The organism is Streptomyces sp. NPDC053048, assembly GCF_044547045.1.
Taxonomy (GTDB): Bacteria; Actinomycetota; Actinomycetes; order Streptomycetales; family Streptomycetaceae; genus Streptomyces.
This window is the reverse complement of the sequence record NZ_JBITZS010000004.1, coordinates 267,944-292,633: the sequence shown is the minus strand read 5'-3', so window position 1 is coordinate 292,633 and position 24,690 is coordinate 267,944. Positions and strand designations below refer to the sequence as shown.

20 protein-coding genes and 1 pseudogene are annotated in these 24,690 nt (G+C 74.8%); 10 read left to right on the top strand and 11 right to left on the bottom strand.

Annotation, left to right across the window (positions count from 1 at the left end; all coding sequences use genetic code 11):
* Positions 1 to 128: 128 nt before the first annotated feature.
* Positions 129 to 2,741: a class III lanthionine synthetase LanKC gene (gene lanKC, locus ACIG36_RS12260; RefSeq protein WP_399925827.1), complete on the bottom strand. Its 2,613-nt coding sequence runs from the start codon at positions 2,739 to 2,741 to the stop codon at positions 129 to 131.
* A 59-nt stretch (positions 2,742 to 2,800) separates the two neighbouring features.
* A complete protein-coding gene (locus tag ACIG36_RS12255; RefSeq protein WP_399925825.1) occupies positions 2,801 to 3,862 on the bottom strand; it encodes a radical SAM protein in 1,062 nt (353 codons plus the stop codon).
* Positions 3,863 to 4,043: 181 nt separating this feature from the next.
* Here ACIG36_RS12255 and ACIG36_RS12250 point away from each other — a divergent pair, with 181 nt between their 5' ends.
* On the top strand, positions 4,044 to 6,110 hold the full coding sequence (locus ACIG36_RS12250) for an ATP-binding protein (RefSeq protein ID WP_399925823.1): 2,067 nt from the start codon (positions 4,044 to 4,046) through the stop codon (positions 6,108 to 6,110).
* A gap of 7 nt (positions 6,111 to 6,117) precedes the next feature.
* Positions 6,118 to 6,672: pseudogene (locus ACIG36_RS12245) on the top strand (response regulator); the annotation flags it as partial.
* A 138-nt stretch (positions 6,673 to 6,810) separates the two neighbouring features.
* Here the strand turns inward: ACIG36_RS12245 and ACIG36_RS12240 are convergent.
* A complete protein-coding gene (locus ACIG36_RS12240) occupies positions 6,811 to 7,728 on the bottom strand; it encodes a hypothetical protein (protein WP_399926484.1) in 918 nt (305 codons plus the stop codon).
* 155 nt (positions 7,729 to 7,883) lie between these two features.
* Entirely contained in the window at positions 7,884 to 9,398 is a 1,515-nt protein-coding gene (locus tag ACIG36_RS12235; protein ID WP_399925821.1) for an FAD/NAD(P)-binding protein, read from the bottom strand.
* Positions 9,399 to 9,534: 136 nt separating this feature from the next.
* Here ACIG36_RS12235 and ACIG36_RS12230 point away from each other — a divergent pair, with 136 nt between their 5' ends.
* The 3 genes from ACIG36_RS12230 to ACIG36_RS12220 all read left to right on the top strand — a co-directional run bounded on the left by ACIG36_RS12230 (position 9,535) and on the right by ACIG36_RS12220 (position 13,067).
* Positions 9,535 to 10,521, top strand: coding sequence for an NAD-dependent epimerase/dehydratase family protein (locus ACIG36_RS12230; RefSeq protein WP_399925819.1), 987 nt, complete (start codon positions 9,535 to 9,537; stop codon positions 10,519 to 10,521).
* A 67-nt stretch (positions 10,522 to 10,588) separates the two neighbouring features.
* Positions 10,589 to 11,365 carry a hypothetical protein gene (locus tag ACIG36_RS12225; protein WP_399925817.1) on the top strand — a complete coding sequence of 259 codons (777 nt, stop codon included), beginning with the start codon at positions 10,589 to 10,591 and terminating at the stop codon, positions 11,363 to 11,365.
* Positions 11,366 to 11,474: 109 nt separating this feature from the next.
* Complete coding sequence (locus tag ACIG36_RS12220; RefSeq protein ID WP_399925816.1) at positions 11,475 to 13,067, top strand: alpha/beta hydrolase; 1,593 nt, start codon at positions 11,475 to 11,477, stop codon at positions 13,065 to 13,067.
* A gap of 24 nt (positions 13,068 to 13,091) precedes the next feature.
* Here ACIG36_RS12220 and ACIG36_RS12215 read toward each other — a convergent pair whose 3' ends face one another.
* On the bottom strand, positions 13,092 to 14,183 hold the full coding sequence (locus ACIG36_RS12215; RefSeq protein WP_399925814.1) for a PP2C family protein-serine/threonine phosphatase: 1,092 nt from the start codon (positions 14,181 to 14,183) through the stop codon (positions 13,092 to 13,094).
* 169 nt (positions 14,184 to 14,352) lie between these two features.
* Here ACIG36_RS12215 and ACIG36_RS12210 point away from each other — a divergent pair, with 169 nt between their 5' ends.
* Positions 14,353 to 15,321, top strand: a complete 969-nt coding sequence (locus ACIG36_RS12210; protein ID WP_399925812.1) for a GlxA family transcriptional regulator — start codon at positions 14,353 to 14,355, stop codon at positions 15,319 to 15,321.
* Positions 15,322 to 15,413: 92 nt separating this feature from the next.
* A complete protein-coding gene (locus ACIG36_RS12205) occupies positions 15,414 to 16,130 on the top strand; it encodes a B3/4 domain-containing protein (protein WP_399925810.1) in 717 nt (238 codons plus the stop codon).
* A 31-nt stretch (positions 16,131 to 16,161) separates the two neighbouring features.
* Here the strand turns inward: ACIG36_RS12205 and ACIG36_RS12200 are convergent, their stop codons facing one another.
* Positions 16,162 to 16,653, bottom strand: a complete 492-nt coding sequence (locus tag ACIG36_RS12200) for an IclR family transcriptional regulator (protein WP_399925808.1) — start codon at positions 16,651 to 16,653, stop codon at positions 16,162 to 16,164.
* A gap of 103 nt (positions 16,654 to 16,756) precedes the next feature.
* Positions 16,757 to 17,032, bottom strand: coding sequence for a helix-turn-helix domain-containing protein (locus ACIG36_RS12195; RefSeq protein WP_399925806.1), 276 nt, complete (start codon positions 17,030 to 17,032; stop codon positions 16,757 to 16,759).
* Positions 17,033 to 17,115: 83 nt separating this feature from the next.
* On the opposite strand from ACIG36_RS12195, the gene map reads away from it, so the two are divergent.
* Together map and ACIG36_RS12185 are read left to right on the top strand one after the other, a co-directional pair.
* A complete protein-coding gene (gene map / locus ACIG36_RS12190; RefSeq protein ID WP_399925804.1) occupies positions 17,116 to 17,883 on the top strand; it encodes a type I methionyl aminopeptidase in 768 nt (255 codons plus the stop codon).
* 102 nt (positions 17,884 to 17,985) lie between these two features.
* On the top strand, positions 17,986 to 18,507 hold the full coding sequence (locus tag ACIG36_RS12185) for a DM13 domain-containing protein (protein WP_399925802.1): 522 nt from the start codon (positions 17,986 to 17,988) through the stop codon (positions 18,505 to 18,507).
* Here the strand turns inward: ACIG36_RS12185 and ACIG36_RS12180 are convergent.
* Positions 18,494 to 19,048, bottom strand: a complete 555-nt coding sequence (locus tag ACIG36_RS12180) for a hypothetical protein (protein ID WP_399925800.1) — start codon at positions 19,046 to 19,048, stop codon at positions 18,494 to 18,496. The genes ACIG36_RS12185 and ACIG36_RS12180 overlap by 14 nt on opposite strands.
* A 141-nt stretch (positions 19,049 to 19,189) precedes the next feature.
* Positions 19,190 to 22,315, bottom strand: coding sequence for a hypothetical protein (locus ACIG36_RS12175; RefSeq protein ID WP_399925798.1), 3,126 nt, complete (start codon positions 22,313 to 22,315; stop codon positions 19,190 to 19,192).
* Here ACIG36_RS12175 and ACIG36_RS12170 point away from each other — a divergent pair.
* Positions 22,308 to 22,778 (top strand): RNA-binding S4 domain-containing protein, encoded by a 471-nt coding sequence (locus ACIG36_RS12170; RefSeq protein WP_399925796.1) that lies wholly within the window; start codon positions 22,308 to 22,310, stop codon positions 22,776 to 22,778. The genes ACIG36_RS12175 and ACIG36_RS12170 overlap by 8 nt on opposite strands.
* Here ACIG36_RS12170 and ACIG36_RS12165 read toward each other — a convergent pair.
* Both ACIG36_RS12165 and ACIG36_RS12160 read right to left on the bottom strand, forming a co-directional pair.
* Positions 22,764 to 23,480 (bottom strand): sirohydrochlorin chelatase, encoded by a 717-nt coding sequence (locus tag ACIG36_RS12165; protein WP_399925794.1) that lies wholly within the window; start codon positions 23,478 to 23,480, stop codon positions 22,764 to 22,766. The genes ACIG36_RS12170 and ACIG36_RS12165 overlap by 15 nt on opposite strands.
* Entirely contained in the window at positions 23,477 to 24,628 is a 1,152-nt protein-coding gene (locus ACIG36_RS12160; RefSeq protein ID WP_399925792.1) for a uroporphyrinogen-III synthase, read from the bottom strand. The genes ACIG36_RS12165 and ACIG36_RS12160 overlap by 4 nt, the downstream gene beginning before the upstream one ends.
* Positions 24,629 to 24,690: the final 62 nt, after the last annotated feature.

Here is a 24,690-nt window from a genome sequence, read left to right as displayed (position 1 = left end):
CCGTCCGGCGACCGTTTCCTTCCGGCGGCGGTGTGCGGCGCGCCGGCCGCCGCCGTCCGGTGCGACGGCCGGCGCGCGCCTCCCTCGGAGCGGCTCAGACCTGTCCGAGGGTGCTGTGGTAGCTGTTGCTACACGGCCACTGAGCGGGGGTCTCCTCCTCCAGCTCCTGCAGCTCCAGGATCTCCGACACGTCGTTCACCTCCCTCCCGGGGCGGACGGGGCGGACGGGGCGGCGGCCACGCCTCGAGGAAGGGCAGGACCGGACCGGTCGCCTCGAATACGCGGCCGAGGGCGAGCAGGACGCCGGCGGACCCGGTCGCCAGGTCGGCCGACAGCCGCAGCAGCCGGAAGCCGGGGAAGGCCAGATGCCCCTGGTGGCTGCGGGCGTGCCAGGACAGCCGCCGGATCTGCCGGAGCACGGCGGGGCTGTCCGCGCCCTCGCCCAGCGCCGCGAGGCAGGCGATGGACCCGGCGCGCCCGCGCAGCAGCCCGCTGTTGCGCACGTACACGGCGTCGCAGGTGCGCCGCAGCGCCCCGGTCAGCCGGTCCAGGCGCGCGTCGGGGCGGTGGCGGAGGAGGTCGCGCAGGACGAAGGCCAGGCCCGTGCTGCCGCCGTGCAGGTAGGGCAGGTTGGCGGTGCCGTCGAAGAGGGTGACGGTGCCGTCGGCCAGCGTGGTGAGCCGCGCGGTGTCGTGCCGCAGCGCCCGGTCGGCGATGTCGAGGAAGGACGCCTCGCCGGTCTCCTCGTACAACCGCAGGTGGAGCAGCGCGACGCCGGTCGCGCCGTGCAGCAGGCCGTACGGCGGGGGGCGGCCGGGCAGGGCGGGCGGTGGGCCGTCCTCGACGGCGCCGGCGGCCGTGGCGGCCGCGCGCAGCGCACGGTCGTACAGGGCGCCGTCCCCGGTCGCGGCGGCGAAACGCAGCAGGTTCAGGGCGATGCCCGCGCCGCCCCCGGCCAGGTCGGCGCCGGCCGCCCGGGTCTCGAACGTCCGGCAGCGGTCCAGGACCTCCAGCGCCGCCTCGCGCCGGCCGAGCACGTCGAGGGTCAGGGCGACGCCGTGCAGGCCGTCGTACAGGCCCGGCAGGGGCCGCCGGTCCCGTTCGGCGGCCGCGATCAGCCACCGCGCGTACTCGTCCGGGACGTCCGCGCCCACCCGGTGCAGGGCGTACAGCACGCCCGCCGCGCCGTAGCCGAACGCGTGCCCGCCGATGGCCTCGGGCCCCGTGGGCGTGCCCGGGAAGAGCCGGTCGCGACGGCCGGGCGTGGCGCTGCCGTGGATGCCGCGCACCAGCGAGTCGCGGATCGCCGGCCAGTCGGGCCGGTCGGCCGCCAGCAGGGCGCCGGCCCGGTCCTCCTCGGCCGGGTGGCCCGTCGGCCACAGCCCCGCCAGCAGCCGGGCGCCGAAGCCGGGCGGCACCGGATAGTGCCGCTCGACGGCGGCGGTGAGGGTGCGCAGCTTGCCCGGTCCGGGGGACGGCAGCGGCAGCAGCAGCCACAGCCGCAGCCGGTCCAGCAGATACCGCGCGGCCTCGGTGCCCGCCCTGCCCCGGGGGACGCAGAAGTCGGGATCCCCGGCGGCGGGGGGACGCCGGTCGCCGAGAGGGGTGAGCGTGGACAGACCCAGCAGGGTGACGCGGCCGCCGGGCCGCAGCAGCACGTCGCGCGGGTGCAGTTCGCCCAGCCGCAGCCCCCTGGCGCCGATGGCCTCGAGCGCGGCCGCGACCTGCTCCACGACGCCCAGGGCCCACGCGGTGTACGGGCCGGCCTCCGCCTGGGCCCGCCGCGCCGAGGTCAGCGGGAACGCGGCCGCGGCGGCCTGCCGCAGGGAGGTGCCCTCGACGAACTCCTCGGCCGTGAAGAGGTGTTCGCCGTACACGCGCCGCTCGACGGGCCGCGGTACGCACGCCAGGCCCGTCAGCAGCTCGCGCGCCGCCCACTCCCGCTCCAGGCGGGCGACGGCGTCCTCGCCGCGCCGGTCGAGACCGGCGTGGGGCCGGGCCTCGCGCAGCACCACGCGCCGTCCGGTGCGCCGGTCCGTCGCGCGGTAGACACCCCCGCCCGACCGCATGCCGAGCGCGCGCTCCACCTGATAGGGGAACCCGCCCGCCGGCCGGGCGCGCAACGCGGCCAGGTCCGGGCGCAGCACCTCGGGCAGCGGCAGCCAGTCGGGCGGGGTGAACACCGCCCGGCGCGGCTCGGGTTCGCGGGTGCCGTCCGGCCGCTCGAGGATGCCGGAGCCGAGGGCGCCGTAGCGGACGTACAGGGGGCCCTCGCGGTGCCGGAGGGCGCCCAGGACGTACGCCCCGGGCAGGCCCTCGAGCAGCGCGCCGAGCCGGTCCAGGGTGCGGGCCAGCTCGTCCTCGTCCGCCGGGTACACCGTCACCAGGCGGCCGCCCGCCAGCCGGTCGGCCCGGTCGTCGCCCAGCTCCCGGGCGGTGGCGCGGCTGCGGATGAAGTCGAAGGGCAGCCCGTGCGCCACGCAGTGGGCCCAGACGGTCTCCACGGCGCGGGCCAGCTCCGGCAGCGCCACCGAGACATGGATCCGCCAGCCCTGCCCGGGCGGCGCGGCCCCTTGCGGGCGCATGGTGACCCACCAGCCCCACTCGCCGCGCTCCCAGCCCGGGGGCGGGGTGCGGCGCGCCGCGTCGAGACGGTCGTGGTCGTCGGGATAGCGCTCGGGCACGTCGTAGAAGTCGGGGTCGGCGAGGCAGAAGCGGTCGTAGTCCTTGAGCGTGAGCACGGCGCGTCCCTTTCGGGGGCGAGGACTTCTCGGAAGGCGAGGGATATTTCCCGGGGTGGCTACAGGGCGAGGGCGCTGAATTCCGGCGGATTCGTCCGCACCGAGCGGCGGTCGATCCGGGACCGCACCTCCTCCGAACCGAAGTGGTAATCCATGCGCCGCACGGCCTCCGCCCAGTCCTGCATGGTCCGCACCGCCGAAAGCGTCTCCACCACAAAGGGATCGCTCAGCCGGGACACCCCCCGGTACCACAGATCGAGCGGGGACTCCTCGAGGATGTTCCCGACCGTTCCCTCGTAGACCGGCAACGCCCGTACGGCACCATCCGGTTCGATCTGCATCACCAGTGTGTCGACGCCACTGGCGAAACGGTCCGGGCGCATGACGAGGTTCTGGTTGTCGGTGGTGAACACGCGCACCCCCTCGGGCGCGAGCTCCTGGAGCCGGGCGCGCTGCTCCTCGCTCGTCAACCGGGCCACCTGCTCGTCCTCGAGAAGCTCGAAGTGGCCGAATTCCGGTCGGCTGGCGAGGCCTTCGGGAACGGCGGCGTTGAAGGTGACGGTCCGCAGTTCCGGGAATCTGGGGGCGATCGCCGTGCAGAATTCCTCCAGCTGCGGGAAATTGCTGCGCACCACGACGCAGTCGATGCCGAACCACAGCGGGCTGCGCTTGAGGCGCCGGCGTTCCCTGGCGACGCCGTCGAGCAGGGTCAGGGCGCTCAGCGCGCGGTCGAAGGAGCCCCGGCGGCCCCGGATCCGGTCGTGGACCTGCGCCGTCGCTCCGTCGAGGCTGACGATCACCTCGTCGAACACCCTGGCGAGTTCGGTCGCCATCCACGGTTCCATGATCCAGCCGCTGGTGTAGACGGCCGTCTTCACCCCGGCCCGGGAAAGACGCCCCGCCACCTCGAAGATCCCTTTGACGACGAGCGGTTCGCCCCCGGAGAGCGCGACCACCCGGGGATTCAGCGAGATCAGGGCGTCGGCCACCCTCAGCATGTCCTCGTGGCCCAATTGCCGCGGCGCCCGCCTGCCGGATTCCGAATAGCAGTGCGAGCAACGCAGGGGACAGGCATAGGTGGTGTCCCAGACGACCACCTCGGGACCGGAAGACACGCTCATGGTTCCCTTTCGGCTTTCCTCGGACCGCACAATCGAACCGAGTCTGTCGCGCCGCGCCCGCCCGTGCCCACCCCGGAATCCACCGAACTGTCTGGAGGTTTTCCGCTATACGCGATTTGTGGGACATCGTCTGGACTGGTGCCACCGCCGCCCTCGATAATGGCGCGCGTGAGGCGTACGCGTGAGGGGTAGTGGCCGGCCGATACGGATCGCCGCGCTGACCGGCGGGCTCTGCCTGCTCTGGGCGGTGACCACCGGAGCGTTTCTGCTGCGGAACAATACCGTCACCCTCCCGTGGATCCTGGGCTCCGTCCTGCCCTGTTACTGCGCCGGCCTGTTCGCCTGGTGGCACGCCCCGGCGAGCCCCGTCGCCCGCCGGCTGCTGCTGATCGGCACCGCGCTGGCGGTCAGCATCGGCATGCGCTACACCTCGGCGCTGCTGACCACGTGGTTCGGCTGGGACCTGACCGCACCCGAGAACGGTCTGCCCTCCCTCGAGGCGTCCGCCGTGCTGCTCCCGATCGAGTGGGTCAACCTCGTCGTGAGCGTCCTCGTCGCCCACTTCCTCGCACTGCTGCCCGACGGCCGCATCCGCTTCCGCCACGAGCGCCGCGTGCTGCGCTCGCTGTGGGCCCTGCTGGCCCTGCCGCTCGTCCTGCCGCTGGCGGGAGTGCCCACCCGGCACGTGGAGTACGCGGTCTTCTACTACCCCGAGGCCTGGCTGCCCGGCGTGGGCGCCACCCTGCTGCTCGTGCGCTGCCTGCGCGCCCGCGCGGCCGGCGAGCGGGACATCGCCGTGCTGCTGCCCGTCGCCGCCGCGGCCGCCGCGCTCTTCCTGGGCCGCGCCACCTCCCGGCTGTTCCGCCCCTGGCACGGCGAGACCGGCGTCCTCTACCTGATCGGCGCGGTGCTCGGAGCCCTGCCCTATGTGCTGATCTCCCTCTCCGTCGTCTACGCCGCCTTCCGCTACCGCCTGCTGGGCGTCGACATCGTCGTCCGCCGCTCCGTCGTCTACGGAACGCTGTGGCTCATCATCAGCGGCTGGTACCTGGGCATGGCGATGACGCTCGGGCTGACGGCCGGCCAGTACTTCCCCATCGGCCTGTCCGTCCTCGTCGCCGTCACCGCCACGGCCCTCTTCCAGCCGCTGCGCGCCCGGCTCAACCAACTCGCCGAACGCCGCGTCTTCGGCGAGCGCCTGAGCAGCTTCGAACTGCTGGTCCAGTTCGGCAGCGCCCTCGAGCACGCCTACGACCTGAGCCGGCTGGCCCCCCAGCTGGCCGCCGGGCTCCAGGAAGGACTCGGCCTGACCTGGGCACGGGTACGGCTGGGCGGGGGCGGGGACATGCCCGTACACCGCGGCGCCGCTGGCGAGCGGCCCGCCGGACGCGACGGCGTCCCGGCCGGCGGGCTCCCGCTGCGCTACGGCAACGACATCCTCGGCCTGATCGAGTACGGGCCCAAGACGGAGGGCCGCTTCACCCCCGAGGACCACGACGTGGTGGAAACCCTCGCCCGCCAGGCCGCGCTCGCCGTCCACAACGTCCGCCTCGCCGCCGAACTGTCCACCCGCGTGGGCGAGGTGCAGCGCCAGGCCGGCGAGCTCGACGCCTCCCGCGCCCGCATCGTCCAGGCCCAGGACAGCGAGCGCCGCCGCATCGAGCGCCGGCTCCACGACGGCATCCAGCAGGACCTGGTGGCCCTGGTCGCCAAGCTGCGCCTGGCCCGCAACCGGCTGGGCCGCGGCGGCGACATCGACACGGTGCTCACCGAGGTCCAGGACGACGCCTACCGGGTCATCGACGAACTGCGCGAGGTCGCCCACGGCATCCACCCGCCCGTCCTCACCGACCAGGGCCTGGTCGCGGCCGTCACCTCCCGCGCCCGCCGGATGCCGATCCCCGTCACCGTGCACATCGAGAAGTCCCTGGACCGGGTGCGCTTCGCCCTCGACATCGAGGAGTCCGCGTTCTACCTGGTCTCCGAGGCGCTGACCAACGTCCTCAAACACGCGGACGCCACCCATGTGACGATCCGGATAACGCGCTCCGGCGGCTGGCTGGTGGTGGAGGTCCGCGACGACGGCGTCGGGTTCCCCACCGACACCACCCGCGGCCTGGGGCTGACCGGAATGCGGGACAGGATCGAGGCCGTCGGCGGCGACCTGTGGATCACCAGCCGGGCCGGCTGCGGCACCACCATCCGGACGAGGCTGGCCGAGCGGGTGCGGGAGGAGATCTGTGACTGAGCAACCCATGCGTGTCGTCATCGCCGAGGACCACTACCTGGTGCGCGAGGGCACCCGCCGGCTGCTGGAGGACACCGGCGACGTCGCGGTCGTCTCCGCCGTCGGCGACGCCGCCGAACTCCTGGCCGCCGTCGAGGAACTGCGGCCCGAGGCGGTCATCGCCGACATCCGCATGCCGCCCAGCCACCACACCGAGGGCATCGCCGCCGCGCACGCCATCCGCGCCGGCCACCCCGGCATCGGCGTGGTCATGCTCTCCCAGCACGCCGACGAGAACTACGCCTTCGACCTCTTCCAGCGCGGCACCGACGGCCTGGCCTACCTGCTCAAGGAACGCATCGGCGAACTCGACGAACTGCTGCGCGCGCTGCGGGAGGTCGCCGCCGGACGCTCGGTCGTCGACCCCCGCATCGTCGAGGTGCTGATGGGCAGCCACACGCGGGCCGCCGACGCGCCACTGGCGGCGCTGACGCGGCGGGAGCTGGACGTGCTGCGGCTCATGGCACAGGGCAAGACGAACCGGGCGATCGCCCAGGCGCTGGTGCTGTCCGAGTCGACGATCGAGAAGCACGTCAACTCCACCTTCGCCAAGCTCGGCCTGGCCGAGGAGCCCCAGCTCCACCGCCGCGTGAGCGCGGTCCTGGCCTACCTGCGGCACGCGCCGAGGGGCACGGACTGGCGGGGCGGGGCGAGAGGAGAGTCAGCCCCGGATGTCTTCCCAGGTGATCACGGGGCTGCCGGACCGCAGCGCGAAGTCCATGGCCGGATCCCGCACCGGCCACTTCAGCCGCAGCCAGTTCGGCACCGTCGCCGGGATCCCGTCGTCCGCCGCCAGGTGCCAGAAGGTGTTGGAGTCCTGCCGGGCGAAGTACGGGCAGAAGAACGACACCACCACCGTCACCCGCCGCCCCCGGGTCACCGGCGAGACGGCGTGGAAGATCCGGCTGCCGTGCAGGAACAGCGCCGCCCCGCGCTCCCCGCAGGGCGCCTCCTTGATCCGCGGATCGCCCTGCCGGGCGCCGGTGAACTCGTCGGTGCGGCCCAGGAAGTAGCCGAAGCGCCCGCCGTCGTAGTCCGCGTAGCTGTTGAGCTGGATGGTCAGCACGTAGTCCATGCCGTCGTGGTGCCACTTGACGATGTCCGAGCGGCCGTCGGCCTCGAAGTAGTTGATCTGCACGGTGGGGATCCGCAGCGGATGCGGGATCAGCGGCACCCCGGCCAGCCGGGAGCAGGCCAGCAGGAAGCCCCGGTCGCGGATCATGTTGCTGATGAACGCCGACATCAGATCGGCGCTGCGCACCCGCCGCGTGGTGATGAACCGGGCGGTGCCCGCCGAACTCTCCAGCCGGTCGCACACCTCGGTGAGGCAGTCCAGGCCCTCCGGCGTGAGAATCCGGAACGGGCCGACCAGCGCGGTGTCGTCGACCGTGCCGTAGCCGTGGTGGAGCTCGTGGGTGGCGTAGCCGAAGTCCTGGAGCGTCAGGCGCGGCCCCGCGTGCCCCTGGACGTCCCCCGCCACGAACTCGCCGCGCCAGCGCGGCTCGCCGGGCAGCCCGGCGGCCCGCCGGGGCGGCCGGGCCCGCAGCGCGTGGGCGAACCGGTCGAACCCGGTGGCCATTCTCGGATGATTGAGAAGACCGCCTCTGCCGGATCTTTCTCCGCGGTTTCTCTCTCTGCCGGATCTCTCTCGGGTCGTCGTCATGAGGCGATTGGAGCGCCCGGCCCGGCACCCGGCAAAGTGCCCGTTCCGGCCATACTCGCGGCACGCGTTCGTTACTGCCCCTGACTGCCGCCCGGCTCGCCGTCCGCCGGGCCGGCCACCTCCTCCGCGACCCGGCGGGCCTGCCGGGCCACGTTGCGCAGGTGGTTGGAGAACGGGATCCGTACGTGCGTCCCCACCCCGGCCACCCACACCGGCTCGGGCGGGGCCCCGGGACGCGCCCGCACCCGCAGGTCGGCCTCCAGGTGGTCCACGGCCGTGGCACCGGAGGGCGTGACGCCGCCGGACAGGTGCAGCGTTTGCCCGTCGGGTGACCGGTACAGCTCGGGCGGGAGGAAGCCGGTGGCGTTGACGACGAGGCCGAAGCGCTCCGGCTCGCCCGCACCGGGCCAGGTGATCCGCCACCCGTCGTCGTCGGCGGCGGACACGGCGCGGGGGTAGGAGCCGGCCACCCGCAGCGCACCGGTGTCGAACAGGGCGAGCAGCCGGTGGGCGTTGACGACCGTCATCGCCGTGGCATAGCGGTCGGTGAACCAGGCGAAGCGCCGCATCAGCGCGTGGCGTCGTCCGGCGGGCAGCACGGCGCCGAGCTCGATGACCGCCTCGAGCGCGGCCACCACGACTCCGGGCCACGCGCACACGCCCGCGTCCACCAGGGCGGTCTCCTCCCGCAGCCGCTCGACGGGGTCGGCCGCCGTGGAGGCCTGCCGGCGCAGGGGGCGGTCGCTCAGCAGCCGTACGCCCTCCACGACGTGGCGCAGCACCTTGTCCTCGAGCGCCGGGTCGTGCGGGTCGAGGCTGGCGATGCGCTCGACCGGAGGGAGAGGGTGCGGAGGCGCGCCCAGGGAGAGGCGTACGGCGGGCAGCAGCCCCGAGGGCGAGGTCATGGTGACGTGGTGGCCGTCGCGGCCCAGCAACAGCGCCGCGTCGACGGCCGACTGGCGGGTGCCGAGGACGAGCACCCGGCTGCCGGGGCGCACTCCGTCGCGCAGGCGGCCGGCGGGGTAGGGGCTGTCCAGGTAGCGGGGGTGGGCGGTGAGGGCGGCGAAGCCGTCCGGGACGCGGGGCCGGTGGACGCCCGTACAGACGACGACGGCGTCGGCCGGCAGCTCGCGGCCCGCGGGGCCCTCGAGCCGCACCAGCCGGCGGCCGTCCGGCCCGGTCCCGATCGCGGCGGCGGCAGCCCGTACGTGCTCGGTCCCCACGCCGAGCGCGGTGGCGGTCCGGCGCGCCTCGGCCCAGCGGTCGTGGCAGTACTCGGCCATCCGGGCGCGCGGCACGCAGTCCTGCGGTGTGCCCGTCCAGCCGTGCCGCTGCCGCAGGTAGTCGACGAAGTCGTCGAGGCGGTCCGCGAGGAGGGAGTTGACCTCGGCCGCGCTGTTGCACAGCAGGAGCGGATCACTGTCGCCGAAGGCCACGCCCCAGCCGACGGGGCGCGGGTCGACGAGCCGGACGGAACGGACGCGGGGTCCGTCGGCGCGGGCGAGCGCGCGGATCAGTTGAACGAAGACGCTGGTGCCGGCGACCCCGGCTCCCACGATCACCACGTCCCGCCCCATGGGTTTCATGGGCACCTCCTCTCCGCCCCCACACCCTGCCCGCCCGCCGGTCCGCGAATGCGTGATCGGCGTTCAGCCCTGGGCGATTCCGCTGAGGGCGTGCGGCGGTTTCCAACCGGGGCGGGGGCGTGCAGGGTTGGGTGTCATGAGACTGCTGATGCTGGGTGGAACGGAATTCGTGGGACGGGCCGTCACGGACGAGGCGCTGGCGCGGGGCTGGGAGGTGACGGTCTTCCACCGCGGACGCCATGCGGCACCGCCCGGCGTCGCGGACCTGCTGGGCGACCGGACACGGGAGGGCGGCCTCGCGGCCCTCGAGCACGGCGAGTGGGACGTCGTCGTCGACACCTGGTCCGGCGCGCCGACGGCCGTGCGGGACGCCGCCCGGCTGCTGGCCGGCCGGGCCGGGCACTACGCGTACATCTCCAGCGGCTCCGTCTACCGCCATCCCCGGCCCGCCGGTCTCGACGAGAGGGCGCCGCTGGTCGGCGGCTCGCCCGACGCGGGCCAGGAGGCGTACGCGGAGGACAAGCGCGGCGGCGAACTGGCCGCGGCCGCCGCCTTCGGCGACCGCGCGCTGCTGGTGCGCGCCGGCCTGATCCTCGGCCCCGGCGAGAACATCGGCCGCCTGCCCTGGTGGCTGCTGCGGACGGCCCGCGGCGGCCCGGTCCTGGCCCCCGGGCCGCGCGACCTGGCGCTGCAGTACATCGACGTCCGCGACCTGGCCGCCTGGACCCTGGATGCCGCCGCCCGCGCGCTCGGCGGCCCGTACAACCTGGTCAGCCGGACGGGCCACGCCACCATGGGCGAACTCCTCGAGGCCTGCGCCCACGTCACGGGCGGCACGGCCGAACTGCGGTGGACGCCACCGGAGACGATCCTCGCGGCGGGCATCCAGCCATGGCAGGAACTTCCCGTGTGGGTGCCGCCGGGCGAACTGCACGAGACGCTGCACCAGGGCGGTGTGGAGAAGGCCTTCGCGGCGGGCCTGCGCTGCCGGCCGGTGGGGGAGACGGTCGCGGACACCTGGCGGTGGCTGCGGGACCTGGGCGGAGTGGCACCCCTGCGAGCCGACCGGCCGGTCGTCGGCCTGGACCCGGAGGTGGAGGCCCGGCTGCTGGGAGCGCTGTGAGCGGGCACGCCCGCGTGCGTGCCGCCTCGCTAAGCTGCCCCGTGATCTTTACAGGGGGAGGAGCCTCATGGCGCTGAGACACCAGGTGACGGAAGCCGGCCGGATCGGCCGGCTCGGTGGAGTGCGGGGTGCCCGCGCCCAGGCCAACGCCGTGTTCGCCACCGCCGGCCACGGCCGGGTGAACGACCCGGCCATAGGACGCGTCCAGCGGACGCGCGCCGTCCTGGGGGCGCTCTCGACGTTCGGCCTGGTCTCGGTCTACGGCGTGGACGGCGGCTGGAGCGAGGTGTTCACGGACGGCCTGGCCAAGCTCCTCGTGGCGCCGCTGGTGCTGATACTCGTCGGCCCCCTCGTCATCGCCGCCTTCATCTGGTACGCGCCCCCGCGGCACCGCCCGCTGCTGCGCTCCCGGCTGCGCATCCCGCTCAAGGCCATCGGCTGGTACCTGGGCGTGCCGCTGGGGGCCGTGGGCGGATTCCTGGGGCTGCTCATGGTGGCCAGGCTTCTCGAGCAGTACACGGTCGCGCAGATGGTGGTCTTCCTCGTCGCCCTCGTCGTCGGCATCCCGTTCGTGGTCTGGGCGGTGGCCTTCGTCTTCTATTCCTCGGCCCCCGCCGCCCGCTACGCCTTCAACACCGCCGACGTGCACGCCGCGCTGCCGGCCGTCCTGACGGCCGTCCTGGTGTGGGTGCTGAACCTCGTCCAGCTCGGCGACGGCCTGCCGAACGGCCCGGTGGCCGTGCAGATCGCCGCGTTCCTCGGCGGCCCGCTGTCCGTCACCGCCGTCTCCTGGTGGGAACTGCACGTGCTGCGCACCCGCTACGGGGTGCGGGTCCGCGGCTGACATCCCGCCCCGCTGTCCCGCCGCGCCGTCATTCCGATGGACCTCCCCGGCTGCGCCCGCCGCCCGCCGCGAGTGGACTGGGTCCGGGGATCCCGGAAGGGGTGAGGCGATGCGTGAGCGGCCCGGCACAGTCGTGGCGGCGCTCGCCGCGGTGGCGCTCGTCGCCACCGGGTGCGACGCGGGAGGCGGCGACCGGGGCCGGGCGGCGCCGCCGGCCGCCCGCACCTCCGCTTCCCCGGCCGCGACGCGGCAGCCGCCGCAGCGTCCCCTGCCCGGCATCCCCGAGGACATCGCCCACCAGCGCCTGGCCTGGGAGGCCTGCGACGCCGACGACGCCGGGCCGGCCGCGTCCACCCTGCGCCCGGACGCCGACTGCGCCTGGCTCACCGTGCCGGTGGACTACGCCGAACCGGCCGGCTCCGCCATCAGGGTCCGGGTGGCGCGCGTACGGGCCGGCGACCGGGCCCGTCGCCTCGGCTCGCTCGTCCTCAACCCCGGCGGCCCTGGCGAAGCGGGCGCCGGCATGGTCGCGTCCGGGGCGTTCGAGGCGACGGCGAGGGTCATGGACCGCTACGACCTGGTCGGCTTCGACCCGCGTGGCACCGGACGCTCCCAGCCGCTGCGCTGCCCCCAGGGCGCGGGCGGCGATCTGATCCCGCGCACGCGCGCGATGGCGGAGGCCGAACTGCACGCGGCCGCCGAACAGGGCGAGAAGTGCCGCAGGGCCACCGGTCCGCTGCTGGCCCACATGGACACCGTGAGCGTCGCCCGCGACCTGGACCTGCTGCGCTCCGCCCTCGACGAGCGCGCACTGACCTACCTCGGCATCTCCTACGGCACCTACATCGGCCAGCACTACGCCCGCCTCTTCCCGGGCCACGTGGGCCGCTTCGTCCTCGACGGGGTCGTGGACCCCGGCACCGACCAGACGCGGACCGCGCGCGGCGACGTCACCTCCCTCAGCGACAGCTTCGCCAGCTACGCGCGCGCCTGCGTGGAGCACCGGTGCGCCCTGGGCCGGACGCCCGAGGAGATCGTCAGCACCACCACGGAGTTCGTCCGCAGCCTGGACGACCACCCCCTGCCCGGCCCGGACGGCATCAGGCTCACCACCGGCCTGGCCGCCCAGGGCATCAGGGAACCCCTCTACCAGGCCGAGCGGTGGCCCGACCTGACGCGGGCGCTGCTGGACGCGATGGGCGGCCGGCCGGGCGCGCTCATCGGCCTCGCCGTGGAACGGGTGCGGACCCAGGGCGCGCGCACGGACCCGGACGAGAGCGACGTGGACCCGACCATGGCCCGCAACGCCGTGGAGTGCCTGGACAAGCCGGGGCCGCGGACCGCCGCGGAACTCCTCACCCGCATGGGGGAGTTCGACAAGGCCTCGCCGCTGTTCGGGGCCACGGTCGCCGCCGCCATGTTCCGCTGCGCGGCCTGGCCGCTCGCCCCCACCGGCCGCGCCGAACCGCTGACGGCCCCCGGCGCCCCGCCCATGCTCCTGGTCTCCTACGCCGTCGACCCGGCGACTCCGCTGACCAACGCCCACACCGTGCGGAAGAACCTGGGCACGGCCTCCCTGGTCGTCCGCGAGGGCACCGGGCACGCCGCCTACGCGAGCGGTTCGGAGTGCACCGACCGGGCCGTCGAGGGCTTCCTCCTCGCGGGGACGCTGCCACCGCCGGACACGCGCTGCCCCGCCTGACGCCCGCCGGATGCGTCCCGGCGGTCACCGCTCCCGGCGGACGACCAGCAGCGCGGCGTCGTCGGACAGCGCACCGCCCGTGTGGGCGCGCAGGTCGGCGACGATGCGGTCCAGCAGCGGCTCGGGCGCCAGTTCGGGCAGGGCGGCCAGCCGCTCGGCCAGCGGGTAGAAGCGGCCGGTCGCGTCACGGGCCTCCGTCACGCCGTCCGTGTACAGCACCAGCACATCGCCCGGCAGGAAGGCGAAGTGGTCGCGGCAGTAGGGGCCCTCGACCAGGCTTCGCAGCGCCAGCGGGGGATCGGGGACCGGCACCCGCACCTCGGTGACCCGCCCGCCCCGCCACAGCAGCGGCGGCAGGTGGCCGCAGTTGACGAGCTCCGCCGGGCCGCCGTGGGCCGGCACCCCGAGCAGGACGGCCGTGACGAACTCCTCGCCCGCCTGACGCCGGCCCACCGCCGCGTCCAGACGGCGGGCGACGGTGCCCAGCGCGGGCTCGACCTGGGCCGCCTCCCGGAAGGTGCCCAGGACGTCGGCAGCCGTCTCGATGGCCGACAGCCCCTTGCCCCGCACATCGCCCACGATCAGCCTGATCCCGTACGGGGTGGTCAGCACCTCGTACAGATCGCCGCCCACCCGGGCCTCGGCGGCGGCCGCCAGGTAGCGCACCGCCACCCGCAGCCCGCCGATGCGGTCCGGCAGCGGGCGCAGCAGGGTGCGCTGGGCGGCCTCCGCCACCGAGCGGGACTGCAGCAGTTCGCGCTCCCGGGTCGCGACCAGGACGACGTTGGCGGTGCTGACGAAGGTGATGGCGAGGACGGTGGCCGCGGCGGTCAGGTGGACGGAGAAGTCCACGTCGCGGTCGGCCAGGGCGAGCGGGGCGACGATCATGAGCGCCAGCAGGCCCGCCATCAGGGGCACGCGGGCGCGCCGGGTGCCGATGCTGGCCAGGACGGGGGCCGTGGCAAGTACCGGCGAGAAGGTCAGGGTGGGATTGGTCGCGAGGTCGATCGCGATGGCGACGCCCAGCAGCGCGTAGGCGGCCACGACGAGGGAGCGTGCCGTGCGCGGGAGCGGGGGCACCTCGTGCGGCCCGTCGCGACCTGGGTCTCGCTTCATGACTGTCTCCACCCTAGATACGGGGTGGCCTGCCGCAACTCGTAGGATTTTCGCCGAGCCTGGCGCGGCATAAACGGTGCTATGCCCAGAAAAAAGGACATTACTCCATAAAGGTGATCGCTGCTCCCTTCGGCGGTGCCGCCGTGACCGGTCGCCGATGATGGCCACTGTGAACGGCAAGGTGGTGACGCACGACGTGCTGATCGTCGTGTACGACGGAGTGCAATTGCTGGACGTCGCGGGGCCCTTGGACGTTTTCGACCGGGCCGCGTGCGAGGGCGACGCCGGGTACCGGGTGCGCCTGGCCTCCCTGGGCGGCCGGTCCGTATCCACCTCCGCCGAAGCACAGTTGGGGGTCTCGGCGGACCTCGCCAGGATCCGCAAACCGCCGGACACCCTCATGGTGGCCGGAGGCTGGGGGTACGCGGCCGCCGCGGCCGACCGCGACCTGGTCCGCCACGTGCGGCGGCTGTCGGCCGGGGCCCGGCGGACGGGCTCGGTGTGCACAGGGGCGTTCGTCCTCGCCGAGGCCGGCCTGCTGGACGGCCGGCGCGCCACGACGCACTGGGCGTTCTGCTCCGAACTGGCCGCCACCTACCCGGCCGTCCGGGTGGAGCCCGACTCCATCTTCGTGCGCGACGGCACCGTCGTGACCTCGGCCGGGGTGACCGCCGGCATCGACCTCACCCTCGCCCTGCTGGAGGACGACTTCGGGCCGGAACTGGCCCGTGCCGTGGCCAAGTTCCTCGTCGTGTTCATGCAGCGGCCCGGCGGCCAGTCCCAGTTCAGCACCTGGACCCGCCGCGAACCGCTGCGCGGCGCCCTGAGCGAGCTCGTCGACGACATCGACTCCGACCCTTCCGGCGACCGTTCGGTCCCCGCGCTGGCCGCGCTCATGGGGATGAGCCGGCGGCATTTCAGCAGGCTGTTCACCCAGCAGGTGGGCACCAGTCCCGGCGCGTACGTCGAACGGGCGCGGGTCGCCGCGGCGCGTGCCCTGCTGGAGGGCTCGGCCGACGGGGTCGACGCGATCGCCGGGCGGTGCGGCTTCGGCACCGTGGAGACGATGCGACGTGCGTTCGTCCGCGAGACGGGAGTGTCGCCGGCCGCCTACCGCGACCGGTTCCGCCGGGGGTGAGCCCCTGTGACCAGGGCGACAGGAGGTGCATCCGCGACGGTTGGTACAGTAAAAAGAACTTTCCGGTTCATCTTACTGACCTGAGGAGTGGCATGGCAGCCGACACCGCCGACATCAAGGCCTGGCTCGACACCGTGACCGTCGCCCCCGCCGTGCGCGAGCTGCGGCCCGACTACCGCGCCCTGGTCGTCGTCGCCGAGGGGCTGCTCCCCGGTCCGAGCGACGAGGCGAGCGAGAGGCTGCTCGCCTCGGCCGAGGAGCGCGTCCGCGCCCTGCTCGCGGACACCGCGCCCGAGGACCACCCGCACCTGGCCGCCTGGCGCGAGGCCTTCCGGGCCTTCGGCGCCAAGCCCCAGCGCACCCGCCCCAGCGCGGAGGCGCTGCTGCGCCGCGCACCGGCCGGACTGCCCCGCGTGGACCGGCTGACCGACATCTACAACGCGATCTCCGTCGCCCACGTCCTGCCGCTGGGCGGCGAGGACCTCGACCACTACCGGGGCCCCGCGCGGCTGATCCGCGCGACGGGCGACGAGCCCTTCGAGACCACGGCGGGCGGCGGGACCGTCATCGAGCACTGCCCGCCCGGCGAGGTGGTCTGGAGCGACGACGCCGGCGTCACCTGCCGCCGCTGGAACTGGCGCCAGTGCGTCCGCACCCGCCTGACGCTCGCCACCACGCGCGCGGTCTTCATCCTCGACGCCCTCGGCCCGATGGGCGACGCGGAACTGGCCGCCGCCGGCGAGGCCCTGACGGACGCGCTCGTCGCGAGCAGCCCCGGGGCGAGCGTGGCCTCCCGCCTGGTCCGGTGAGCCGGGCCGGCGGCCGCGCGGCTGCCGGCCGTCACAGCGTTGCCGAGATGGCGTCGGCCGTCTCCCGCAGCAGCGCCTCGTAGCGCCCGGCCTCCGGACCCGCCGGATCGAGGTGGTGGCGCGGCCCCGTCACGCCGATCGCCGCCGCGCCCGGGTCCGGACCCGGGCAGGGGAACGCGACCGCCATGCAGCCGCTGTCCGGCAGGGGGCGGCCGTCCGCGCCGGCGCCGTCCGTGTACACGCACCGCCGGTCGTGCGGTGCGGCCAGAGCCTGGGCCAGGGCGTCGCCGAACGGGCGGATCTCGCCGGTCATCAGGTGCTGAGGGGAGTTGTCGGGGCGGAAGACGTGGTGGATGAGCTGCGCGCCCTCCGGGTGCGGGACGGCCAGGCCGACGCTCATGCCGCTGTGGGAGGCCAGCCTGTCGGCCCAGTTCATGGCGGACGCCCGCACGTCGTTGCAGTCCGGGGCGTACGCGTACAGGGGGTGCTGGTCGCTGCTCTCGCGTGCTCGGTACTGGTACATGCCCGCCACGGTAGGCACGCCGACGGACCGCCTGCCTCGGTCAATCGGAGGAAATGAGGAAATGGCGACCGGTGACGGCCGGGCCGCCCGCCCCGCCCGGCCGTCAGGCCGACATCGGTTCCTCCCCCTCGTCCAGGCCCTGGACACAGGCGTCCGCCAGCACGTCCAGGGACAGACCCAGCGTGCTCGCCAGTGCCGTGATCGTGAAGAAGGCCGGGGTCGGCGCCCTGCCCGTCTCGATCTTGCGGAGCGTCTCGGCGGACAGGCCCGCCACGGCGGCCACCTCCACCATGCTGCGCCTGCCGCGGGCCTCCCGCAGAAGGGCGCCCAGCCGCTCGCCGCGCTGCCGCTCCCAGGGGGTCAGAGGAGTTCTCACCATGGCCGTGATACTAATACCGTGATACCAATACCGGTATAAGAATTGGTGTGCCGTGGTCGCGGCACGGGTGGGGAGTCATGCGCATGGTGGAGATCAAGACGGACGCGGCGCTGGAGGCCATGCGGGAGGCCGGGCGCGTGGTGGCGCACGCGCTCGCCGCCGTGCAGGAGGCGGCCGCCGTGGGGGTCGGCCTGCGGGAACTGGACGGTGTGGCCCGTGACGTCCTCGACAAGGCCGGGGCCCGCTCGCCCTTCCTCGGCTACCACCCCTCCTTCGCGCCGGCCCCCTTCCCCGCGGTCATCTGCGCCTCCGTCAACGACGCCGTCGTCCACGGGGTCCCGGACGGCTACCGGCTGCGCGACGGCGACCTGGTCAGCGTCGACTGCGGCGCCGTGCTCGACGGCTGGACCGGCGACGCCGCCATCAGCTTCACCGTCGGCGCCGCCGACCCCGCCGACCTCACCCTCATCGAGACGACGCGGCGGGCCCTCGACGCCGGCATAGCCGCGGCCGTCACCGGCAACCGCGTCGGCGACATCTCCCACGCCATCGGCCAGGTCGCCCGCGCCGCCCGCTACGGCATGCCGGCCGACCTCGGCGGCCACGGCATCGGGCGCCGGATGCACGAGGACCCGCACGTGCCCAACCGCGGGCGGCCCGGCCGGGGCTTCCCCCTGCGCCACGGCCTCGTCCTGGCCATCGAGCCCATGCTGATGGCGGGCGGCCGCGACGCCTACCGCACCGCCCCCGACGGCTGGACCCTGCGCACCGCCGACGGCAGCCGGGCCGCCCACATCGAGCACACCGTCGCCGTCACCGAGGACGGGCCCCGCATCCTCACCCTGCCGTAAGACATTTGTCATCGGATCCATGGAGATTCGCGGATCGTGGATCCTTTTCCGCCGTTCCGGTGTTCTTAACGGTGGAGAGCACTCAGGTTGCGGGAGGCGGAAATGGGACGTGTACGACGGCTGCTGACCAGGCCCATCGTCATCGGGCTACTGGCGGTCCTCACCTTGGCGGTCGGGCTGGGGGTGTACTGGTTCCAGCCATGGAAGCTGTGGGTGGACGAGACGGTGCGGGAAACCGCGCCCACCTCCGACGGCGGGCCGGGCGCGGGGGCGCGGACTCTGGCGACGGGTGAGCTGATCAGTCACGAGCACACCACCACCGGCAAGGTACGCATCCTCCAGTTGCCCGACGGCACGCGCACCCTGCGCCTGGAGAACCTCGACACCAGCAACGGCCCGGACCTGCGCGTCCTGATCACCGACGCCCCGGTCAAGGAGGGCCGGGCCGGCTGGCACGTGTTCGACGACGGCGCCCATGTCAGCCTCGGCAAGCTCAAGGGCAACAAGGGCGATCAGAACTACGCCCTGCCCGCCGACGTCGACCTCAACCGTTACGGCAGCGTGAGCATCTGGTGCGACCGCTTCGACGTCTCCTTCGGGGCCGCGGCGCTCACTCGGTCGTGACCTCCGTCGTCGCCGCGACGGGAGCGGTGCCGGAGACCTTGCAGTCGACCGTCACGCCGAAGACGTGAACGGCGGCGTCACCGGCGGTGAAGGTCGTGGTGCCCGCGTTCTCGAGCCGGGCGGAGGCCGACCCGCCGGTGAGCGTCACCGTGGAACCGCTGGGGATCGAGGACGGGTTGGTGAACCCGGTGGCCGTCACGCTGCCGGACGCCACGCCGCCGAGCTCGACGGTCATCTCGCCCGTCACGCTGCGCGCGGGGACGGTCAGCGGCACCGTCAGCTGCGTGGTGACCTCCAGCGAGAGCTCGGCGGTGCCGCCCTGCGGGACGCTCGCCGGGGCGGTCATGGTGACCCGCAGGGACTGGACGCCATCCGGTGCGCCGGGGCCGGTGCAGGTGTAGTCGACGGACACGGGGCCGTCCGCCGCGGCCGGCGGGGCGCCCAGGCCGATGCCGGCGCTCGCCAGCGCGGCGACGAGGGCGGCCGCCGTCGCCCGCCTGCGTCGCTTCGGGGTGTCCGGGCGGCCGGTAGAGGTGTTCATCGTCATGCTCCCTTCCGTCCGGGCGGGGGCCTTGTGGGCCCGCCGTCCGGAGGCGAAGAGGTGGGGGTTTGAGGTGAACACGTCATCAGTTGCATGCGGGGCCGAAGAAGTCAACACACGTCCCTGCTATGGGTATCCGCCCTACGAGCCGGACGCCCCCAGCGCCCGCTCCAGTTCGCCGGCCAACTCGATGAGCGCGTCCACGTCCTCGACCAGGACGGACGTCTCCGCCCGCCACAGGCCGTGTACGGTCGAGGTGCGGACGAGCAGCGCCTCGAGGGCGAATCCGGGGTGGCGGCGCAGACGTTCGGCCAGCCGCAGCAGCACCGGCCGGCTCCATGCGCGGCGGCCCATCGACGCGAGCCGCCGGTCGAGGGCGTCGACGGCGAAGGCGAGCCGGTGCCGTGGCCCGTCCGGGGCCGCGGTGCGGCCCTGCTCGGTAGCGGCGGTGGCCAAGGTGTCGAGGACGTCGGCCAGTTGGTCCTCGCCCTCGTCCCGGTACGCGCAGGCGGCGAGGCTGCCCAGCGCCGCCTGCCACTCCGCGCGTTCCCCGGCGCCGACGGCCGCCGCGGCCAGCACCGGCAGCACGCCCGGGTGACAGTCACCCCACGAGCCGAGCGTGGTCAGCGCACAGCGCCGCGAACGGGCGTCAGGGCCGGTGGCGATCTCGATCAGCAACCCGGCGTAGGCGTGCCGGTGCTCCGCGCGGACGTCCGGGGAGGAGCAGGCGAGCTCGTGCACCACGCGGTGCCCCATGGTGCGGACCGCCTCCCGCAGGCACGACCAGATCCGGGGCTCGTGGAGGAGGTGCCGGGCCAGCCACGCGCACGCCGCCGACACCTCGGAACGGTGCCCCTGTGCCGCCCAGACCTCCACCACGACCTCCGCCGACCTCGCGGGGGCGAACGGGCCCAGGAACAGACCCTTCCATCGAGGGTCGGCCACCTCGTCCCACGACGTCAGCAGCGCGCGCAGGGCCTCGCCCGCGGCCACGTCCCGCCGGCTCGGCGGGATCCTCCGCAGGCAGCGCCTGATCGACGTCATCACCCGCGCGGTCGTCGCGCCCCGCTCCGAGGACGTCCCGCCGTCCTTCGGGAACGTCCCCAGCACCAGCCGTCGCAGCGACTCCTCGGGCCTGTCGGCGAACGGCAGCGCACCGACGGCGGCCCGTGCCACGAGCGCGTGCGGCGAATCGAGGTAAGGACCGAGCAGCCCGGGGTCCGCCCTGAACAACCGGCCCAGCTCGCGAGCGGCCTCGTGCGCCAGGGGGCCGGGCTTCGCGGTCGCGAGGTTCCGGGCGAGCAGGGCCGCGTACCGCTCGCGCTGCGCCGGAGCCCAGCGCCGGTACGGCTCACCCGTCCCGGCACGCGTCCCGGTGTCCCGCTCGTACCTGAATCCGGCGGGCCCGACGCCGTGCGCCTCCCACAGCCCGTCCAGGAGCTCGGGCCGCCGGAACTCCGCCCACCGCCGCATGCGCGCGTCGGCCAGCCGGTCCGGGTCGAGGTCCAGCACCTGCTGGAAGCGCGCACCGCGCGTCCGGCGGCCGGCGAGCAGCAGATGGGTGGCCCTCCGCGCTTCTGCACCGGTGCCGTCCCGTACGGCCGAGTGCAGCGCCGCCACACGCGCGGCGGTCCACTCGGCCCGCGGACCGAGGCGCCACGCCAGGTCCATGGCGGGAGTGAAGTGCCCCTTCCGCGCGGCGGCGGTCATCGCGGGCTCCAGCTCCGCATACGCCTCCCGCAGGCGCCGCGTCCGGTACCAGGACAGCCGGTGCCCGGCCCGCTCCGGCCGCAACCAGCAGGCGCGCAGCGTCCTTACGGCGAAAGCGGCCACCGCGGGATCCCGGTGCCCCAGGAGCGCTCCCGCGAGCCGTGAGACGCTCTCGGCGCTTTCGCCGTCGGCGTCGGGCGCATCCAGGACGCCCGCCACGAGCCGTTCGAGCGCGGGGACCGACGCGCCGCGGAAGCACCGTTCCGGCACGCGGTCACCGGCGAGGGCCGTCAGCACCTCGGCCCGGACGCCGACGTGCTCGCCGGGCAGCCGTTCGGCCAGCATCGCGAGTACGCCGTCCAGCGCGTTCCCGGCCGCGTCGTGCGCCGCGCACTCGACCAGCAGGTCGAGCCCCGTCCGCCCGTCGGCCGCCGCCCCGGACAGCTCGTCCCGTACGTCGGCCAGGGGCAGGAGTGTGGAGAGCGAAAGGGCGGGGAGTCCGGAGGCATTCGGGGGCGTCCGGGCCCGTATCCGCCGGGCCTCCCGCTCCCGGTGCTCGCGCGGCAGCTGCCGCAGCAGGCGGACCAGCCGGTAGCCGGCCTCGGAGTGGGTGAACGGCCGCTCGGCGTGCGCCACCTCGTACAACTCGCCGCGGCAGGAGGCCGGTGCGGCCCGCAGCAGCGCGTACAGGCCTTCGGTACCGCCGACGACATCGGCGCGGACGGCGCGTACCAGCTCCCTCACCGCCTCGGGTTCCGCGTCGAACACGGCGCGCACGGCCCTGCGGGTGTAGGTGCCGGGGAAGACGAAGCCGTCCAGTGCGCCGCACAGCAGCCGCACCGCCCGGGTGGCGTCCGCCTGTGCCAGGGCCAGGAAGTCACGGCCGCGCAGCGAGCGGATGCCGCGCCGCTCGGCCACCTCCAGCGCCGCCGCCGGCCGCCGCCGCGCGAGGTCGCCCACCGACGGGCCGCCCCGCAGCCCGGGGGAGGCACGGCGGTGCAGCTCGGCCAGCACCTCGTCCGGGTGCCGCAGCGTGAGCGGACGCCAGTGCCGTACCTCGTCCCAGAGCTCCGGGAGGCGGTCCCGCACGGTGTGCGCCTCGCAGGCCGGCAGCAGCAGTGCCTCCTCGCCGGTGCCGAAGGCCGCCCGCACGGGCTCGCGCAGCGCCTCGGCCAGAGCGCGGTGGTCGCGCCGCCGGATCCTGCGGTACAGCGCGACGCGGTCGTCGGCCGGGGTGTCGCGGACGGCCCGTACGACGAGTGCCACGTCGAGCCGCGGCAGCTCGCGTGAGCCCAGGACGCGGCGGCGCAGCGCGGTGCCGCCGTCGGTCAGCGCCCGTTCCAGCAGCGGAACGTGGTGGGCCGTCCGGGCCAGGTCGACGGCGAGGGACCGCTCCTCGTCTCCGCCCGCCCACAGCTCGTCCAGCACACGGCCCAGGCCGCCGCTCGCGGACAGCCGCCTCGCCCACCGGGCGATCTCGGGCACCTGTCCGGCGGCGGGCAGCGCGTGCAGGCGGGACAGGAGCGTGGCGACCTCGGAGGCCGGTGGCATGGGCATGCTGGGCAGTCTGCCCGAGCGCCCGGCTCCGGCGCCCGGGAAAATTCCCGGGGGTGCCGTACGGGCCTGGCATAGAGTTCGGGTCATGGATACCGACGAGGGGACGCCGGTACGGATCGACGCCTGGATCTGGTCCGTACGGCTCACCAAGACCCGCTCGCTGGCCGCCGCGGCCTGCAAGGCCGGCCACGTCCGCCTCAACGGCGAGCGCGCCAAGCCCGCCCAGCTGGTCAAGGCGGGGGACGAGGTGCGGCTGCGGCACGCGGGGCGGGAGCGGATCGTGGTCGTCAAGCGCCTGGTCCGCAAGCGCGTCGGGCCGCCGGTGGCGGTCGAGTGCTTCGTCGACAACTCCCCGCCGCCCCCGCCGCGCGAGGCCGTCGCCCCGGCCGGGGTGCGCGACCGCGGAGCGGGACGTCCCACCAAGCGCGAGCGGCGCGAGATGGAACAGCTACGCGGCCACTGAGCGCAGGCCCACCGCCCCGTCGTAGCGCCGCAGCACCAGCCGGGCCACCGCCTCGTGCGCGCCCAGCGGTTCCGAGGTGACCGAGCCGCCCGCCCCCGCCGCCTGCCGCGCGAAGAAGCCCGGACCGAGGAGGTAGGGGGCCACCGTCACCGAGGGGTGGCCGGCGTCGCGCAGGCGGGCGACCGCCTCGGCCGGGGTGGGCGAGCCGCCGCACAGATAGGCGGCGACCGCCGGGCGGCCCAGGCGCGCGGACAGCAGGCCGGCCATGGCCGCCGTCGCGGCGTTCGCCGCCGGGCGCGTCGAGCCCGCCGCGGCCAGCACGACGGGGCCGTCGCCCGCGCCGCGTCCCTCCGCCTCGGCCAGCCGCCCGGCCAGCGCCTCGGCCAGCAGCGGATCGGGGCCCAGCGCCGGGCACGGCAGGGCCCGCACCCGCGGAGCCGTGGCCAGCGCGCGCGGGATGTCGACCCGCACATGGTGGCCCTCGCCGAGCAGCAGGGGGACGAGCACCACCTCACCGCTCAGCGCCGCCAGCGCCTCCTCCAGGGAGGGCCGCGCCACGTCGACGCACCCCAGGTGCACCGGCAGCCACGGCCGCAGCGCGCGCACCCGCGCCAGCAGGGCACCGATCGCGGCCATGCCGGCCGCGTCCCGCGTGCCGTGCGCCACGGCCAGCAGCGGCGGCACCGGTGCCACGGCGCTCACTGCGCGGCCGCCAGCCGGTAGCCGCGCTTGGTCACGGTCCCGACCACCTGCCCGTACGGGCCCAGGGCGGTGCGCAGCCGCGCGACGGCCGCCTCGACCGCGTGCTCGTCCGGCTGCCGCCCCGAGGACCCCGACCACACCTTGCGCAGTAGCTCGGCGCGGCTGAGCACCGCGCCCGGCCGCTCGGCCAGGGCCCGCAGCACCGCCGCCGGCAGCGGCGGCAGCCACAGCGTCGTGCCGCCCGCCAGGACCGCCGTGCCCTGCAGCACCAGCGGCCCGGCCGCCGTGGCGATCTCGCGTCGGCGGTGAACGGTCAGCTCCCGTACGAGCGTACGGACGAGCCCGCCGAGCCGGCCCCGCTCCGGCCACACGCACGGGACCCCCGCGTTCAGCAGCGGGCGCGCGCAGATCGGGCCGATGCACACCGGCAGCACGTCATGGCGCAGCGCGTCCAGCACGTCGGCCCGGCGGCCGGCCGAGCCGGCGACGGCCAGGAACGCCTCGATGGCCGGCGCGCTGGTGAACGGCAGCGCGTGGACCTCCCGTCGTACCGTCTGCTCGACCAGCCGGCGCACCGCCTCCGGGTCCTCGGGCGGCCCCCAGCGGTAGACCGGTACCGTCACCACGTCCGCACCGCGCTCGCGCAGGGCGGCACTGAACTCCGGCAACGCGGCGCCGTGTTCCTGCACCGCGATCCGCCGCCCGCGCAGGTCGCGCTCCAGCAGCCAGGACAGCACGTCGTGCAGGGCCTCCGACTCCGGCGCGTACGCCTCGCGCAGCCCGCAGGCGCGCAGCGCGCCCGCCGCCTTAGGACCCCGGCTGACCAGCACCGCGTCCTGGCAGACGCGCACCAGCCGGGCGCCCGTGCCCCACCCCTCGGCCGCGCTCATCCAGCCGCGCCAGCCGACCCCGGTCGTGGCCACCACGTAGTCCAGCGGGCCGGCCAGGCACGCCTCGGTCGCCTTGTACAGCAGGGTGTCGTCGGAAAGGGGAACGATGCGCATGGCGGGCGCGGCGACGACCGTGGCTCCACGCCGGTCGAGCAGCGCGGTGAGCTCCTCGCGCCGCCGGTCGGCGGTGACGCCCACGGTGAAACCGACCAGCGGCCCTTCGGGCGGCCGGGGTCCGCCGGGTATTGCTGTCCTCATGCGCCGAGGGTGGCCCACGGTCGTTAAGGACCCGTTGCACGGGCATGACGGCGGAGTCACCG

What these genes read in the sequence shown, in the direction of transcription:
- ACIG36_RS12255 (WP_399925825.1), bottom strand. Translation starts at nt 3,862, where the DNA reads ATGAGCGTGTCTTCCGGTCCCGAGGTGGTCGTCTGGGACACCACCTAT.
- ACIG36_RS12240 (WP_399926484.1), bottom strand. Translation starts at nt 7,728, where the DNA reads ATGGCCACCGGGTTCGACCGGTTCGCCCACGCGCTGCGGGCCCGGCCG.
- ACIG36_RS12235 (WP_399925821.1), bottom strand. Translation starts at nt 9,398, where the DNA reads ATGAAACCCATGGGGCGGGACGTGGTGATCGTGGGAGCCGGGGTCGCC.
- ACIG36_RS12230 (WP_399925819.1), top strand. Translation starts at nt 9,535, where the DNA reads ATGAGACTGCTGATGCTGGGTGGAACGGAATTCGTGGGACGGGCCGTC.
- ACIG36_RS12225 (WP_399925817.1), top strand. Translation starts at nt 10,589, where the DNA reads ATGGCGCTGAGACACCAGGTGACGGAAGCCGGCCGGATCGGCCGGCTC.
- ACIG36_RS12220 (WP_399925816.1), top strand. Translation starts at nt 11,475, where the DNA reads ATGCGTGAGCGGCCCGGCACAGTCGTGGCGGCGCTCGCCGCGGTGGCG.
- ACIG36_RS12215 (WP_399925814.1), bottom strand. Translation starts at nt 14,183, where the DNA reads ATGAAGCGAGACCCAGGTCGCGACGGGCCGCACGAGGTGCCCCCGCTC.
- ACIG36_RS12205 (WP_399925810.1), top strand. Translation starts at nt 15,414, where the DNA reads ATGGCAGCCGACACCGCCGACATCAAGGCCTGGCTCGACACCGTGACC.
- ACIG36_RS12200 (WP_399925808.1), bottom strand. Translation starts at nt 16,653, where the DNA reads ATGTACCAGTACCGAGCACGCGAGAGCAGCGACCAGCACCCCCTGTAC.
- ACIG36_RS12195 (WP_399925806.1), bottom strand. Translation starts at nt 17,032, where the DNA reads ATGGTGAGAACTCCTCTGACCCCCTGGGAGCGGCAGCGCGGCGAGCGG.
- map (WP_399925804.1), top strand. Translation starts at nt 17,116, where the DNA reads ATGGTGGAGATCAAGACGGACGCGGCGCTGGAGGCCATGCGGGAGGCC.
- ACIG36_RS12185 (WP_399925802.1), top strand. Translation starts at nt 17,986, where the DNA reads ATGGGACGTGTACGACGGCTGCTGACCAGGCCCATCGTCATCGGGCTA.
- ACIG36_RS12180 (WP_399925800.1), bottom strand. Translation starts at nt 19,048, where the DNA reads ATGAACACCTCTACCGGCCGCCCGGACACCCCGAAGCGACGCAGGCGG.
- ACIG36_RS12170 (WP_399925796.1), top strand. Translation starts at nt 22,308, where the DNA reads ATGGGCATGCTGGGCAGTCTGCCCGAGCGCCCGGCTCCGGCGCCCGGG.
- ACIG36_RS12175 (WP_399925798.1), bottom strand. Translation starts at nt 22,315, where the DNA reads ATGCCCATGCCACCGGCCTCCGAGGTCGCCACGCTCCTGTCCCGCCTG.
- ACIG36_RS12160 (WP_399925792.1), bottom strand. Translation starts at nt 24,628, where the DNA reads ATGAGGACAGCAATACCCGGCGGACCCCGGCCGCCCGAAGGGCCGCTG.